Annotated in this window: 12 protein-coding genes; 5 read left to right on the forward strand and 7 right to left on the reverse strand. The window is 67.5% G+C overall.

All coding sequences use genetic code 11. From position 1 onward, the window contains the following. The 5 genes from IM543_09765 to IM543_09785 form a co-directional block, all read right to left on the reverse strand. Positions 1–1053 (reverse strand): ABC transporter permease, encoded by a 1053-nt coding sequence (locus IM543_09765; protein ID QOY96083.1) that lies wholly within the window; start codon positions 1051–1053, stop codon positions 1–3. Beyond that, positions 1050–2048, reverse strand: a complete 999-nt coding sequence (locus tag IM543_09770) for an ABC transporter permease (protein QOY96084.1) — start codon at positions 2046–2048, stop codon at positions 1050–1052. The genes IM543_09765 and IM543_09770 overlap by 4 nt, the downstream gene beginning before the upstream one ends. Beyond that, positions 2045–3628: a sugar ABC transporter ATP-binding protein gene (locus IM543_09775; protein ID QOY96085.1), complete on the reverse strand. Its 1584-nt coding sequence runs from the start codon at positions 3626–3628 to the stop codon at positions 2045–2047. The genes IM543_09770 and IM543_09775 overlap by 4 nt, the downstream gene beginning before the upstream one ends. Positions 3629–3701: 73 nt before the next feature. Next, on the reverse strand, positions 3702–4733 hold the full coding sequence (gene rhaS / locus IM543_09780) for a rhamnose ABC transporter substrate-binding protein (protein QOY96086.1): 1032 nt from the start codon (positions 4731–4733) through the stop codon (positions 3702–3704). Beyond that, positions 4730–5593, reverse strand: a complete 864-nt coding sequence (locus IM543_09785) for a DeoR/GlpR transcriptional regulator (GenBank protein ID QOY96087.1) — start codon at positions 5591–5593, stop codon at positions 4730–4732. Before IM543_09785 ends, rhaS begins: the two co-directional genes overlap by 4 nt. 368 nt (positions 5594–5961) lie before the next feature. On the opposite strand from IM543_09785, the gene IM543_09790 reads away from it, so the two are divergent. The 4 genes from IM543_09790 to IM543_09805 all read left to right on the forward strand — a co-directional run bounded on the left by IM543_09790 (position 5962) and on the right by IM543_09805 (position 11286). Next, positions 5962–8070 carry a bifunctional rhamnulose-1-phosphate aldolase/short-chain dehydrogenase gene (locus tag IM543_09790; GenBank protein QOY96088.1) on the forward strand — a complete coding sequence of 703 codons (2109 nt, stop codon included), beginning with the start codon at positions 5962–5964 and terminating at the stop codon, positions 8068–8070. Positions 8071–8116: 46 nt separating this feature from the next. Beyond that, positions 8117–9427 (forward strand): L-rhamnose catabolism isomerase, encoded by a 1311-nt coding sequence (gene rhaI, locus IM543_09795; GenBank protein QOY96089.1) that lies wholly within the window; start codon positions 8117–8119, stop codon positions 9425–9427. 87 nt (positions 9428–9514) lie between these two features. After that, positions 9515–10957, forward strand: coding sequence for a glycoside hydrolase family 28 protein (locus IM543_09800; protein QOY96090.1), 1443 nt, complete (start codon positions 9515–9517; stop codon positions 10955–10957). Between the two features lie 35 nt (positions 10958–10992). Beyond that, positions 10993–11286, forward strand: a complete 294-nt coding sequence (locus IM543_09805; GenBank protein QOY96606.1) for an L-rhamnose mutarotase — start codon at positions 10993–10995, stop codon at positions 11284–11286. Positions 11287–11373: 87 nt separating this feature from the next. On the opposite strand, the gene IM543_09810 is transcribed toward IM543_09805, so the two are convergent. Continuing rightward, complete coding sequence (locus tag IM543_09810; protein QOY96091.1) at positions 11374–12315, reverse strand: alpha/beta hydrolase; 942 nt, start codon at positions 12313–12315, stop codon at positions 11374–11376. 14 nt (positions 12316–12329) lie between these two features. Here IM543_09810 and IM543_09815 point away from each other — a divergent pair, with 14 nt between their 5' ends. Continuing rightward, positions 12330–12968, forward strand: coding sequence for a DUF1080 domain-containing protein (locus IM543_09815; protein ID QOY96092.1), 639 nt, complete (start codon positions 12330–12332; stop codon positions 12966–12968). 2 nt (positions 12969–12970) lie between these two features. Here the strand turns inward: IM543_09815 and IM543_09820 are convergent, their stop codons facing one another. Further along, positions 12971–14317, reverse strand: coding sequence for a hypothetical protein (locus IM543_09820; protein ID QOY96093.1), 1347 nt, complete (start codon positions 14315–14317; stop codon positions 12971–12973). Between the last annotated feature and the right edge of the window lie 197 nt (positions 14318–14514).

The following is a 14514-nucleotide window of genomic DNA, read 5'->3' on the forward strand; positions in this document are numbered from 1 at the left end:
TCAGTGGCGGGTCGGTATGCCGCGCATCAGGCGCGACACGGCGATGGTGGCGAGCAGCAGCACGCCGACCACGATGGTCATGTAGATGCCGGGCACGTTGGCCAGCGCCAGGCCGTAGGTCACGGCGCCCATGGTCAGCACCGCCAGCAGCACGCCGCCGATGGTGCCGGCGCCGCCGGCGATGCTCACGCCGCCCAGGATCACCATGGTGATGATCTCGAGTTCCCAGCCGGTGGCGATGTTCGGACGGGTGCTGCCGATGCGCCCGGTGAGCAGGAAGGCCGCCAGGCCGGCCATCGCGCCGGTAAGCATGAACAGGCCCAGGCGGTAGCGGTCGACCGCGATGCCGGAGAAGCGCGCGGCATCCGGGTTGTTGCCGATCGCGTACAGGCGGCGCCCTGGCGAGGTCCAGTGCAGCACCAGCGCGAACAGCAGCGCGAAACCGAGCAGGATCACGAAGCTGCGCGGCACCATGCCGAAGAACACGCCCTGGCCCCAGGCCGTCATGGCTTCCGGATAGCTGGTGAATGCCTTGTCGCCCAGCACCACGCTGGCCAGGCCCCGGTACAGCGAGACGCTGCCGATGGTGACCACGATCGAGGGCAGCATGAAGCGGGTGACCAGGAAGCCGTTCAGCCAGCCGCAGGCCAGGCCGGTGCCCAGCGCCACCAGCAGCAAGGCCTCGGCGGGGGCGCCGGCCTGCTGGGCCAGGCCCATCGCCACCGAGCACAGGGCCAGGGTGCCGGCCACCGAGATGTCGATCTCGCGGCAGATGATGAGCAGGGCCATCGGCAGCGCGATCAGGGCCTTCTCGCTGAAGTTGGCGGTGGCGTCCAGCAGGTTGTAGGGGTCGAGGAAGTGCGGCAAGGTGACGCCGCCGGTGACGAACACCGCCAGCAGCAGCAGCGCCAGCAGGCTTTCCCAGCGCCCGGCAAGATGGCGCAGGGCCGGTTTCTCGCGGTCCAGGATGGTGTAGCGCGAGCCGGCCTTGGCCTCGACGTCGGCATCGACGCCGGCGCCGGCCTCGGTCTGTGCAATGGTGCTGGCGTTCACGCGGCGCTCCTCAGGTTGTCAAGCTTGTGCAGCGGCAGGATCTGGCGGCTGCGGTTGCGGTTGCCGCGCGCATTGAGCAGGACGGCGACCAGGATCACGGCGCCGGTCAGGGCGCTTTGCCAGAACGGCGAGACCTGCAGCACCGGCAGCGCATTGCCGATCACCGACAGGAACAGCGCGCCCAGCATGGCGCCGGCCACGCTGCCGACGCCGCCGGCGATGCTGACGCCGCCGATCACGCAGGCAGCGATCACGGTGAATTCGAAGCCGTAGGCGATCTCGGTGTAGGCCACGGCGTAGCGCGCCACCCACAGGTAGCCGCACAGGCCGGCGACCATGCCCGACAGGCCATAGGTCCAGAACAGGCGCTTGGCGGTCGGGATGCCGATGTAGGCGGCGCAATGTGGCGCATTGCCGATCGCGTACAGGTCGCGCCCGAAGCGGGTGTGGCGGGCGATGAAGGCCATCGCCAGCACGGCGCCCAGCGCGATCCACACCAGGTGCGGCAGGCCGAGCAGGCGGGTGAGCGGGAAGGCCACGAAACCGGCCGGCATCTGGTGCGCCGAGACCCAGGCGCCGCCCGACAGCACGAACACCAGGCCGCGGTAGACGCTCATGGTGCCGAGCGTGACCACGATCGGCGGCAGTTGCAGATAGCCGATCAGCCAGCCGTTGAGCAGGCCCGCGGCCAGGCCGGTGAGGGTGGCCGCCAGCATCACGAACACCAGCGGCAGCGCCGGGTTGGCGGCGGCCAGCATGGCCGCGACCATGCCCGACAGGGCCAGCGTGGACGCCACCGACAGGTCGATGCCGCGCGTGACGATCACCAGCATCTGGGTCAGCGCCAGCATCACCAGCAGGGTACTGTCGGTGAGCAGGTTGGCCAGCGAACCGGCGCTCAGGAAGACCGGCGCGCGCAGGCCGACCAGCAGCACCAGCGCCACCACCATCAGGGCGAGCAGGGGCTCGCGTTGCTTGAGTACGTTCATTTTCATGCTGCTGCCTCGTTGGCGGCGCCCAGGTCGACGCCGGATGCCGCCGCCACCACGGTTTCGGGCGTGGCGTCCTGGCGCGCGAACTCGCGCACCACGCGGCCCTGGCGCATCACCACCACGCGGTCGGCCAGGCCCAGCACTTCGGGGAGTTCGGACGACACCAGGATGACGGACAGGCCGCGCGCCACCAGTTCGCTGATGAAGCGGTGCACCGCGGCCTTGGAGCCGATGTCGATGCCCTTGGTCGGTTCGTCGAGGATGATCACTTTCGGATTCGTGGCCAGCCATTTGCCCAGCACCACCTTCTGCTGGTTGCCGCCCGAGAGTTCCGCCACGTGCTGCCTGAGGTGGTGGGCCTTGAGTTCGAGCTGCTCGGCGAAGCGGCGCGCAAGCTGGCTTTCCGCGCGGGCGCGCGTGAAGAAGCCGAAGGTCGACAGGATCGGCAGCGTGATGTTGTGCTGGATCGGCAGGCTCAGGTGCGCGCCGTGCTGCTGGCGGTCTTCCGGTACATAGGCCAGGCCGCGGGCGATGGCCTCGCCCGGCGCGCGGAACGTGGCATCGACGCCTTCCAGGCGCACGCTGCCGCTGACCTTGGTGGTGAGGCCGAACAGGGCCTGCATCACTTCCGAGCGGCCCGCCCCCACCAGGCCGTAGAAGCCGAGGATCTCACCCTTGCGCAGGCTGAAGCTGACGTCCTGGAATTCGGTCGGGTGGCACAGGTTTTCTACGGTCAGCAGCGGCGCCCCGATCTCCACCTCGGCCTTGGGATAGGCCTGGTGCACGGAGCGGCCCACCATCAGGGCCACCAGTTCCGGCTCGCTGATGTCGTCCAGGCGGCCTTCGGCCACGAACTGGCCGTCGCGCAGCACGGTGTAGCAGTCGGCGACCTCGAAGATCTCGTCGAACTTGTGCGAGATAAAAATGACGGCGGTGCCGGCCGCCTTGAGCTGGTCGATGATGCGGTACAGTTCGCGGATCTCGCGCTGCGACAGGGCCGCGGTCGGTTCGTCCATGATCACCACCCGCGCGTCCTGCGACAGGGCGCGCGCGATCTCCACGAAGTGACGCTGCGCCACCGACAGGTCGCGGACTCTAGCCCGCACCGGCAGGGCGACTTCGAGACGCGCGAACAGGCGCTCGGCTTCCCGCTCGATGGTGTTCCAGTCGATGCGCTGGAATCCCTTGAGCGCGCCGCGCGTCGGGTGGCGCCCGACATAGATGTTCTCGGCCACCGACAGTTCGTCGAACATGACGGTTTCCTGGTGCACGGCGGTGATGCCGGCGGCCATCGCTTCCTGCGGGCTGCCGAAGGCGACTTCCTTCCCGTCGAGCAGGATGCTGCCGGCGTCAGGGCGGTGGATGCCGGTCAGGGTCTTGACCAGGGTCGACTTGCCGGCGCCGTTCTCGCCGATCAGGGCCATGACCTGGCCCGGACGGATGGACAGGCGCACGCCGTTCAGGGCATGGACGCCGTTGAAGCGCTTGGTGATGCCGCTCAGTTGCAGGACCGGCGCAGTGGCCGGATCGGCGGCGCCGTTTGCCTGGCGTAGGGGAGGGCTTGTCAGTTGGGTCACTGGCATACGGGTGTCGCTAAAAGTGAGGGGCGCCGCGCGCCAGGGCATCGCGCGCGGCGGTCGAACCGGGCCGGGTGGCTCAGAACAGCTTGGCGAACTTGTCGACGTTCCCGGCGTTGTAGGTGAACGGCGGGCCGAGGGCGGCTTCGCCCTGGGCATCCAGGGTCACCTGGCCGAGGCGGCCGACCGAGACGCTGGCGCCCGGCTCGGACTTCGCCTTGCCGGTCACGAATTCGTGGGCGGCGTAGGTGGCGGCGTAGCCGAGGTCGATCGGATTCCAGATCGCGAACTCGCGCACCGCGCCGCTCTTGACATGGCCGGCCATCTCGGACGGCAGGCCCAGGCCGGTGACGAAGACCTTGCCGACCAGGCCTTCGTCCGCGACCGCCTTGCTGGCGGCGACGATGCCGACCGTGGTCGGGGCGATGATCGCCTTCAGCTTCGGATGGCTGCGCAGCAGGCCGATCGCTTCGCGGTAGCTCTTGTCCGACTGGTCGTCGCCGTAGACGGTGGCAACCAGCTTCAGGTCCTTGTATTCGGGCTTCTGGAGCATCTTCTTCATGACCTCGATCCAGGTGTTCTGGTTGGTCGCCTGGGCCGAGGCCGACAGGATCGCCAGCTCGCCCTTGCCGCCCATTTCCGTGGCGGCCATCTCGATCTGCTTCTCGCCGATCAGCTGCGCGTTGGACGGGTTGAGCTGCATCTGGCGCCCGCCCGGCGCGATGCCGCTGTCGAAGGAGATCACCTTGATTCCGCGCTGCATGGCCTTCTTCGTGATCGGCACCAGGGCGTTCGGATCGTTGGCCGAGACCACGATCGCATCGACCTTCTGGCTGATCAGCGAGTTGATGATCTCGATCTGGCCTTCGGCGCTGGGCGTGGTCGGGCCGGTGTAGATCACCTCGACCCCGCCGATCTGGCCGGCCGCTTCCTTGGCGCCGGTGTGGGCGGCGTCGAAGAAGCCGTTGCCGAGGCTTTTCACGACCATCGCGATCTTCATCTGTTCGGGCGCGCCCGGGTCGGATTTCTTTTCACCGCAGCCGGCCAGGCCGGCGAGGACGCCGGCGGCGGCGGCCGCGAGCACGAGGTGTTTGATCGATGTGATCTTCAATGGGAAAGCTCCATCAGGGCTGCGGACTGCAGGTCATATGGCGCGCTGTAGCGCGGCGGGGTGTTCAGGACGGACTGTTCGCCGTCGGGTTCGACGGTGACCACCTTCACGCCGTACTGCTCGAGCAGCTGCACGGCCTTGTCGGAGGCGTTGGTATCGGTGATGACGGTGGACACGCGGTCCAGGCCGCACAGGATCAGGCCGGCCTTGCGGGCGAATTTCGAGCTGTCGGCCAGCACCACCAGTTCCTCGGCCTGGCTGATCAGGCGCTTCTCGGCCTGGATCAGGAGCGGGTCGGCTTCCATCAGTCCCAGCAGCGACAGGCCGTAGACGCTCATGAACATCTTGGTGGCGTAGTGGTGCTGGGTGATGTCGTTATCGAAAGGCGAGAGGATGACGTTCTGCTCGCGGTAGACGCGGCCGCCCGGCACGATGATCTCGTTCTCGCTCGATACCAGCAGGCGTTCGGCCATCAGGAAGGAGTTGGTCAGGATCTTGAGATGCTTGTCGGTCAGGAATTCGGCCATCATGAAGGTGGTGGTGCCACCGTTGATGATGATCGTTTCGCCGTCGGTGCACATGCCGGCGGCACAGCGGGCGATGGCGCGCTTGCGCGCTGCGAAGCACTGGATGTTGTTCTGGAAGGTTTCGCTGGTCAGCGAGAACTGGCGCGTCTTCGGCAGCAGGTTCTCGGCCCCGCCGCGGGTGCGGGTGAGCAGGTTGCGGCCGGCCAGCCAGCTGATGTCGCGGCGGACCGTGGCAGGGGATGCGTTGAGCCATTCGACAAGCTGCTGGACCGTTGCCGTTCCATGCTCGGCAAGCAGCTTCAGCAAACGCTTGCGGCGTTTGTGATTCACCATGTTGTCTCCTCCGAAAGCCGTCTGTTTTTATGCGGCGTGTCATGTGGGCACCTGCGGCGCCCGACCGTCGTTCCCTAGGGGAATCGCGGTGTGTGAGGAAAGTATTAAGCAATCACTGCCGTAACGTCAATCACCAAATGATCAATCACCTGATTATTTGCCTTCGTTGCAACGCACAAACGCGCAATTCGCTCAAGCCGATGATTGAATGCGAGTTGGTCATCAAGTTGATCGTTTCCGCGTTGACACCCCTTGCCCGGCTGATTTCTACTGTCCTCCGGTGCCGCACGGTGTGGCGGCGGCAGGACATTGGAAGAGACGCATCGACCAATCCGGCGATGACAAAACAATCAACTTGGAGATATTTGATGGGCGCAATGAGCGAAACGAAACCGCGCGAAGCAATCACTTCGCGCTGGGACGACAGCGTGGCCGCCGACATGAGCGAGCCGGAACTGCTGCTGTACCGTTCCAACCTGCTTGGTTCGGACCTGCGCATTACCAATTTCGGCGGCGGCAATACCTCGGCCAAGGTCACCATGCAAGACCCGCTGTCGGGACAGCAGGTCGAGGTCCTGTGGGTGAAGGGCTCGGGCGGCGACCTGGGTTCGATCAAGCTGGACGGTTTCTCGACCCTGTACATGGACAAGCTGCAGGCCCTGAAAGGGCGCTACCGCGGTCTCGAGCACGAAGACGAGATGGTCGGCTACCTGCCGCACTGCACCTTCAACCTGAACCCGCGCGCGGCCTCGATCGATACTCCGCTGCACGCCTACATCGCCCACAAGCACGTCGATCACATGCACCCGGATTCGTGCATCGCGATCGCCGCCTGCAAGAACAGCCGCGAGCTGACCGCCAAGATCTTCGAAGGTGAACTGGGCTGGCTGCCGTGGCAGCGTCCGGGCTACGACCTGGGTCTGAAGCTGGAAACCGTCTCGCGCGAGAACCCCGAGCTCAAGGGCATCATCCTGGAAGGCCATGGCCTGTTCACCTGGGGCGACACGGCGAAATCCTGCTACGAGACCACGCTGGCGATCATCAAGCGCGCCGAGGACTGGCTGGCTGCGAACATCCAGCAGCCGGTGTTCGGCGGCCAGGCTGCCCAGCCGCTGCCGGCAACCGAACGCGCCGCCCTGGTGGCGCGCCTGATGCCGCTCCTGCGCGGCAAGATCAGCCAGGAAGAGTACAAGCTGGGCCACTTCGACGACAGCGATGCGGTGCTGGAATTCGTCTGCAGCGCCGACCTCAAGCCGCTGGCCGCCCTCGGCACATCCTGCCCCGACCACTTCCTGCGCACCAAGATCCGCCCGCTGGTGCTGGACTTCGATCCGGCCGCACCCGACTTCGAGCGCCTGGTCGCCGGCCTGGACGAGGCACTGAGCGACTACCGCGCCGACTACAGCGCCTACTACGAGCGCTGCAAGCGCGCCACCTCCCCGAAGATCCGCGACGCCAACCCGATCATCTACCTGATCCCGGGCGTGGGCATGCTGTCCTTCGCGAAGGACAAGGCGACCGCACGCATCGCTGGCGAGTTCTACATCAACGCGATCAACGTGATGCGCGGTGCGAACGGCGTCGACATCTACGTCGGCCTGCCGGAACAGGAAGCCTTCGACATCGAATACTGGCTGCTCGAGGAAGCGAAACTGCAGCGCATGCCCAAGCCGAAGAGCCTGGCCGGCCGCATCGCCCTGGTGACCGGCGGCGCCGGCGGCATCGGCCAGGCGGTCGCCCGCCAGCTGCTGCAGGAAGGCGCCTGCGTGATGGTGACCGACATCGACAGCGAAGCGCTGGCCGGCACCCAGGGGGCACTGTCGACGGTCGCCGGCAAGGACAACGTCGCGGTCGTGCGCGGCAACATCACCAGCGAGGAGGAAGTCGCCCAGGTACTGCTCGAAACCGCCCTGCGCTTCGGCGGCGTCGACCTGCTGGTGTCGAACGCCGGCATCGCCTCGGCCGCGCCGCTGGACGAGACCACGCTCGAAATCTGGAAGCGCAACCAGGACATCCTGGTGACGGGCTACTTCCTGGTCAGCCGCTCGGCCTTCCAGATCATGAAGCAGCAGAAGCTGGGCGGCAGCATGGTCTTCGTGGGTAGCAAGAACGGGCTGGTTGCCTCCGCAGGCGCCTCGGCCTACTGCACCGCCAAGGCGGCCGAGCTGCACCTGGCGCGCTGCATCGCGCTGGAAGGCGCCGAACACGGCATCCGCGTCAACGTCGTCAACCCGGACGCGGTCATCAAGGGCTCGCGCATCTGGGACGGCAAGTGGAAAGAGGAGCGCGCCGCATCGAACAAGATCGGCACGAACGACATCGAAGAGTTCTACCGCAAGCGCAGCATGCTGAAACTGAGCGTGCTGCCGGAAGACATCGCCGAAGCCGTCTACTTCTTCGCCAGCGACAAGTCGGGCAAGAGCACCGGCAACATCCTCAATGTGGACGCCGGCAATGCCGGGGCATTCACCCGCTAAAATAGAAGACTGCGGGGCAGGGGGCGACACCCTTGCCACCGCAGGCATGAAGGAGACGAACTTGAAAAACCTGATCGACGCGGGCCTGGTCCAGGACCAGAACGCCAAACTGGACGCCGGCCTGCAGGCCGACTACGACGCGCTGGGCGGGGTGCTGGCGCGCCGCGGCCTGGACATCGACAAACTCACCGCGCAGGCGGCAGGCTTCGCCGTGGCGGTCCCGAGCTGGGGCGCCGGCACCGGCGGCACGCGTTTCGCGCGCTTCCCCGGCCGCGGCGAACCGCGCAACGTGGTCGAGAAACTGGAAGACTGCGGCGTGATCCACCAGCTGACCCGGGCCACCCCGGCCGTCTCGCTGCACTTCCCGTGGGACAAGCCGAGCGACGCCTCGGAGCTGCGCGGCATCGCACAGGAACTTGGCCTGGGCTTCGACGCGGTCAACTCGAATACCTTCCAGGACCAGGTGGGGCAGGAGCACACGTATAAATACGGCAGCCTGACCTCGATGAACGCCCAGGCGCGCGCCCAGGCCGTCGCCCACAACATCGAATGCATCGAGCTGGGCAAAGCGCTCGGCTCGCAGGCGCTGACCGTCTGGGTCGGCGACGGCGCCAACTTCCCGGGCCAGAGCAACCTGCGCGGCGCGCTGGAACGCTACCTGGAAAGCATGCGCCAGATCTACGCGGCGCTGCCCGAGGACTGGAACATCTTCATCGAGCACAAGCTGTTCGAGCCGGCCTTCTACGCCACCACCATCGCCGACTGGGGCACCAGCTTCGCCTGCGCCACCACCCTCGGCCCGAAGGCCAAGTGCCTGGTCGACCTGGGCCACCACGCGCCGAACACCAACATCGAGATGATCGTGGCGCGCCTGGCGCAGTTCGGCAAACTCGGCGGCTTCCACTTCAACGACAGCAAGTACGGCGACGACGACCTCGATTCGGGCTCGATCAACCCCTTCCAGCTGTTCCTGGTCTTCAACGAGCTGGCCGACGCCGCCCTGCGCGAGGGTCCGGCCTTCAAGCCGGCCTACATGCTGGACCAGTCGCACAACGTGACCGATCCGATCGAGAGCCTGATGAGCAGCGCGGCCGAAGTGCAGCGCGCCTTCGTGCAGTCGGCCCTGGTCGACCGCAACGAACTGGCGGCGCTGCAGGAGCAGAACGACGTGCTGCAGGCGGCGCAGTGCCTGAAGCGCGCCTACCGTACCGACGTCAGCCCGATCCTGGCCATGGCGCGGGTACGCTCGGGCGGCGCAGCCGACCCGGTGGCCTGCTACCGCGCCAGCGGCTACCGCGACCGTGTCGCCGGCGCGCGCCCGGCCAAGGCCGGCGCCAGCAGCAGCGGGATCGTTTGATCCTGACGGTATCGGCTCCTGGTCTCGTCGTTGAATGCGTGGGCAGGAGCCCTGCCCACCCTAGCTCACCTTGAACGGGGCATTTCCATGACCGCATCCCGCAGGCGGCTGCTGGCCGGGCTGGCGCTCAGCGCGCTGTCGCCAGGCCTTGCAGCCGCCCCGACCCTGGTCGACGCCGCCCGCTACGGCGCGCGCGGCGACGGCAGCACCATGAACACCGCCGCCATCCAGGCCGCCATCGATGCGGCCGCAGCGAAGGGCGGCACCGTCGTGTTCCCGGCCGGTAGCTACCTCACCGGCGCCATCTTCGTGAAGTCCGGCGTCACCCTGCGCCTCGACCAGGGCGTGACCCTGCTCGGCTCGCGCGACATCGCCGACTATCCGGTGCAGCCGACCCGCATCGCCGGCATCGAGATGCGCTGGCCCGCCGCCCTGGTCAACATCGTGGGCCAGAAGGGCGCGGCGATCGTCGGCGAAGGCACGATCGACGGCGACGGCAAGGTGTTCTGGGAAAGCTACTGGACCCTGCGCAAGCAATACGAGCCGCGCGGCCTGCGCTGGGCCTCGGACTACGATGCCGGCCGTCCGCGCCTGGTGCAGGTGTTCGAGTCGAGCGACATCCGGATCGGCGGCGGCCTGCTCATGCGCCGTTCCGGCTTCTGGACCCTGCACGTGTGCTATTCCAGCGACGTCGTCATCGACGGCCTCGTCATCCGCAACAACGAGGACGGTCACGGCCCCTCGACCGACGGCATCGACATCGATTCCTCGCGCCGCATCCTGGTGGCGAACGCCGACATCGCGGTCAACGACGATGCGCTGGTGATGAAGGCCGGGCGCGACTCGGACGGCCTGCGGGTGGCGCGGCCCACCGAGGACGTGGTGGTGCGCGACACGGTGGTGCGCGCCGGCGCCGCCGGCTTCACCTTCGGCAGCGAGACCTCGGGCGGTTTCCGCAACATCGAGGCCTACAACATCCGGGTCGAGAGCGGGGTGCCGGTCGGGATCCTGTTCAAGTCGGCGCACACGCGCGGCGGCTGGGGCGAGAACCTGCGCCTGCACGACTTCGTCATGGACGGCGTGCCGGTGGTGATGCGCGCCACCATGAACTGGAACCCGGCCTACAGCTACGCGGTCATTCCCGCCTCGGTGCGCAATCCGCCGCCGCACTACAGGGTGCTGGCGACCCGGGTGCCGCCCGAGAAAGGCAGGGCGCGTTTCCGCAATGTACGGATCTGGAACATCAAGGCGCGCGGGGCCGCCACGGCCTTCGAGGTCGACGGCTTTGCCGAGGAGCCGATGCGCGACTTCCGCTTCGACGGACTCGATATCGAGGCCGGGCGGGGCGGATACATCGAGGATGCCAGCGGCTGGCGGTTCACCGATACCCGCCTGCGCCTGGGCGCGCCGATCGCGGTCGGCACGGCCAGCAGCGTCGAGGGACTGCCCGCCGGCAGCTTCGCAGTGGGCGCGCCGCGCGTCAAGCAAGACCCATCCAGGAAGAGTTACGAGGAGCAGGACAAGACATGAGCATCGCAGACCAGCGCGGCACGCGCGCATTCCGCATGAAACTCAAGCCGGGCAACGAGGCGGAATACCGGCGCCGCCACGACGAGATCTGGCCGGAACTGTCCGCCTTGCTGGGCGGCGCCGGCATTCACGATTATGCGATCTTCCTGGACGAGGCGACGCTCGACCTGTTCGCGGTGATGAAACTGCATCCCGGTCACCGGCTCGGGCCCTTGCCGGAACATCCGGTGATGCGGCGCTGGTGGGATTACATGGCCGACCTGATGGAAGTCGAGCCGGGCAACCGGCCGAGGGAATGGCCGCTCACCCAGGTCTTCCACATGGCCTGACGCGTGGCGCGTAGGGTGGGCGAGTTCGCCGCCCACGCGTTCAAGCAGCCAGGGATCAGGCGCGCAGCTCGCAACACCGAGATGTGATCATCTCGCCCGGTCGAGCAGCCCGCGCATCTTCATCCACTCTTCCGCCCGACGCGGCCAGGTCGACGCCGTCCCCAAGCCATCGCGCATCCCCATCCCATGCGACCCTTGCTCGAACAGATACATCTCGGCCGGCACCTTGTTGCGGGCGAGCGCCTGGTAGAACAGGATGCTGTTCTCGACCGGCACCGCGGCGTCGGCCTGGGTATGGATCAGGAGGGTCGGCGGCGTGCGGGCCGTCACCTGGCGCTCGACCGACATCAGCGCCAGCTCCGCCGCCGTGGGCGAGGCGCCGAGCAAGGCCTTGCGCGAGCCGGCATGCACGGCGGGGCCTTCCATGGCGATCACCGGATACATCAGCATCAGGAAGTCCGGCCGCGCGCTCACCTTGTCGAGCTCCGCGCCGGTGCGCCCGAGCGGATGGTCGAACAGGGTGCCGGCGCTGGCGGCCAGGTGTCCGCCGGCCGAACTGCCCATCACCCCGATGCGGTCCGGCTGCACCTTGAATTGCGCCGCCTGGGCGCGCACCATGCGCACCGCGCGCAGCACGTCGCGCAGCGGCGCCGGGTGGCCGAATTCCTGCTGGCGGTAGGTCAGCACGAAGCTGGTGACGCCCAGGGTGCTCAACCAGTGCGCGACCTGCTCGCCCTCGCGCCGGCTTGCCTGGCGCACGTAGCCGCCGCCCGGGCAGATGATGACGGCGGTGCCGTTGGGCCGGTCGACGGCCGCCGGGTACACCGTCAGGGTGGGCTCGCTGATGTTGGTGGTACGCCCCTCGTCGTCGACGCGGTTCGGGCCGAGTTCCGGTTTGGCGCCCGGCACCCCTTCGGGCCACAAGGGCAGCACCAGCGGCCCCGCTGCGAAGGCCGGCAAGCTTCCGGCGGCGGCCAGCGCCAGTCCGGCGGCAAGCTGGGTCATCGTACGTCTCCTTTTCTCATTCATAGGACTCTCCTCATATGGTAAAGCTTTCTCATCTCGCTAGTTTGCTTGCAGCCGCAGCCCTGTTCGGCGGCTGCGCCACCCCGGGCCTGCAGCCCTTCGACGGCATGGAGGGCCTGGAACTGGTCGCCACGCCGGCGCTCGACCCATCCACGGTGTGGTCGCGCGGCGCGGACGGCGTGATCAAGGTGGCAGGCAAGCCGTCCGGCTACATCGCCACCCGCGCCGGTTATGCCGACTATCGGCTGCACGTCGAATGGCGCTGGCCGGGCAATCCGGGAAATGCCGGCGTGCTGCTGCACGTGGCTTCCGGTCCGAAGGATGGCGCCTGGCCGGTGAGCGTGCAGGTGCAGACCAAGCACGGCTTCGCCGGCGACGTGCTGCCGATGGCCGGCGCATCCTTCGCCGAGCCGCTCACTACCGCGCCCGGGGCCTACCCGCCGATCAAGGGGCACACGGGCCTGGACAGCGAGCGTCCGGCGGGCGAATGGAACAGCGCCGACATCCTGGCGCGCGACGGCGTGATCGAAGTGAGCATCAACGGCGTGCCGCAGAACCGCATCAGCGCGGCAACGCCGCGCGCGGGGCGGATCGGCTTCCAGCTCGAAGGCACGCCCTACGAGCTGCGCAATGTGTCGATCACGCCGCTGCCCTAGGTTCACGGGCGCTTGAGCCAGGCCTCCGGCACCGGCACCACCACGATGTTCATCGAGCGGCCGTCTTCCGACAGCATGGCCGACTGGATCTGGATCTTGGTGCCGTCCGCGTTGAAGGTCGGGTGCGTGTGGTCGGCCGCGGTGGTCTTGTGGCCGGTGGTGAGCATCATCATTTCGCGGTTGCGGCGGTCGATCAGGTAGACGCTGCGGCTGAAATCGTCGCCCACGGCGAAGCGGCCGTCGCTGGAGCCGTGCACGTGCCACAGGCCGCTGCCCGAATCAGTCTGTCCGACGATCTGCATCTGGCGCGTGCGCAGGTTGACGATCGCCAGGCCGGTCGGCTTTTCGCGGGTGCCGGTCTGGCCCCAGCCGTCGTCCTGCCCCGGATTGGCGCCGCCGACGCCGGTGGCCGGTGCATCCACGGCCTTGGCCGCGCCTGGGATGGAGCGGTGGCCCATGATCGCCATCGCCACTTCATCCTTCGAGATCACCGCCTCGTGCGTCACCCATTCGTAGGGCGCCTCCGGGTACAGCGGGCGCAGGCCGCTGCCGTCCGCCTTCACGGTCCAGGTACGCTGCGGCGACTTGCCGCCGGTCTCCCAGCAGAACACGATCTCGCCCGGGTTCCACAGGTTGGCCTGGATGTGGCCGACCTGGAACGGCACCGAGACCACGTGCTTGACTTCGCCGGTACGCAGGTTCAGGCGCGCGATGCCCTGGGGGCCGGCGCCCATCTTGCGCGGGCCGAAGGCCGGCTCGATCTTGGTGCCGGGCGCCAGGTGCCTGGCGGCCTGGCCCGGGCCGACCTTGAAGTAGACCCATTCCTCGTCGGCGTCGAGCGCCAGGTCGCCGCCGGCCTCGAGCTCGGCGGGCAGGGTGGCGGCGATGCGCTGGTAGCTGCCGGCCGACTGCATGCGGCCCGCGGCGCTGTCGGCGAACACGCGCGCCAGGTCGACTTCGACCACCTGCAGGCCGCCGTCGCCGTCCTTCGGCTGGCGCATGAAGTACAGCTTCATCGACTTGCGCGCCAGGTTCAGCATGCCGGTGTAGCCGCCCTCGGTGACCTGCACCAGGTCGCCGCTTGCCTCGTTGACGGCGATCGCTTCCGCGCCGGCCAGGCGCGAGCGGAACACCAGCCACTTGCCGTCCGCGGTCCATTGCGGGTGGGTCGGATAGATCTTGGAATCGCCGTGCGGCTTACTGGTCAGGAAGGTGAGCACCGTGCCGGTGACCGGGTCCTTGACCAGCTTGCGCTCGGAGGGGAAGCGCTTGCCGATCTGGGCGGAAGCGTCGAGGCTGAACAGCAGTGCCGACGACAGGCACAGCGCGGTGATGACGGGGGAACGCATGTCTGAGTCTCCATATTGTGATGTTGTCCGCTCATTCTCCCAGCACGACCTGCTCATAACCGATCATGATCTTGATTCTTTCTGCGTCAAGACTGCCGGTTTTCGCGCCGGCGCATAGAATCGGCCTATAGGCAAGATCACATTACAACAATCGGAGACCCGCCCATGTCCTATCTTGGCACCTTGATCCGTGCCGG

It is taken from the genome of Massilia sp. UMI-21, assembly GCA_015277795.1.
Classification (GTDB): domain Bacteria; phylum Pseudomonadota; class Gammaproteobacteria; order Burkholderiales; family Burkholderiaceae_D; genus Telluria.

Excerpts from the sequence above, each read along its gene's own strand:
- IM543_09775 (QOY96085.1), bottom strand. The coding sequence starts at position 3,628 with ATGCCAGTGACCCAACTGACAAGCCCTCCCCTACGCCAGGCAAACGGC.
- IM543_09770 (QOY96084.1), bottom strand. The coding sequence starts at position 2,048 with ATGAAAATGAACGTACTCAAGCAACGCGAGCCCCTGCTCGCCCTGATG.
- IM543_09790 (QOY96088.1), top strand. The coding sequence starts at position 5,962 with ATGGGCGCAATGAGCGAAACGAAACCGCGCGAAGCAATCACTTCGCGC.
- IM543_09800 (QOY96090.1), top strand. The coding sequence starts at position 9,515 with ATGACCGCATCCCGCAGGCGGCTGCTGGCCGGGCTGGCGCTCAGCGCG.
- IM543_09810 (QOY96091.1), bottom strand. The coding sequence starts at position 12,315 with ATGAATGAGAAAAGGAGACGTACGATGACCCAGCTTGCCGCCGGACTG.
- IM543_09785 (QOY96087.1), bottom strand. The coding sequence starts at position 5,593 with ATGGTGAATCACAAACGCCGCAAGCGTTTGCTGAAGCTGCTTGCCGAG.
- IM543_09815 (QOY96092.1), top strand. The coding sequence starts at position 12,330 with ATGGTAAAGCTTTCTCATCTCGCTAGTTTGCTTGCAGCCGCAGCCCTG.
- rhaI (QOY96089.1), top strand. The coding sequence starts at position 8,117 with ATGAAGGAGACGAACTTGAAAAACCTGATCGACGCGGGCCTGGTCCAG.
- IM543_09820 (QOY96093.1), bottom strand. The coding sequence starts at position 14,317 with ATGCGTTCCCCCGTCATCACCGCGCTGTGCCTGTCGTCGGCACTGCTG.
- IM543_09805 (QOY96606.1), top strand. The coding sequence starts at position 10,993 with ATGAAACTCAAGCCGGGCAACGAGGCGGAATACCGGCGCCGCCACGAC.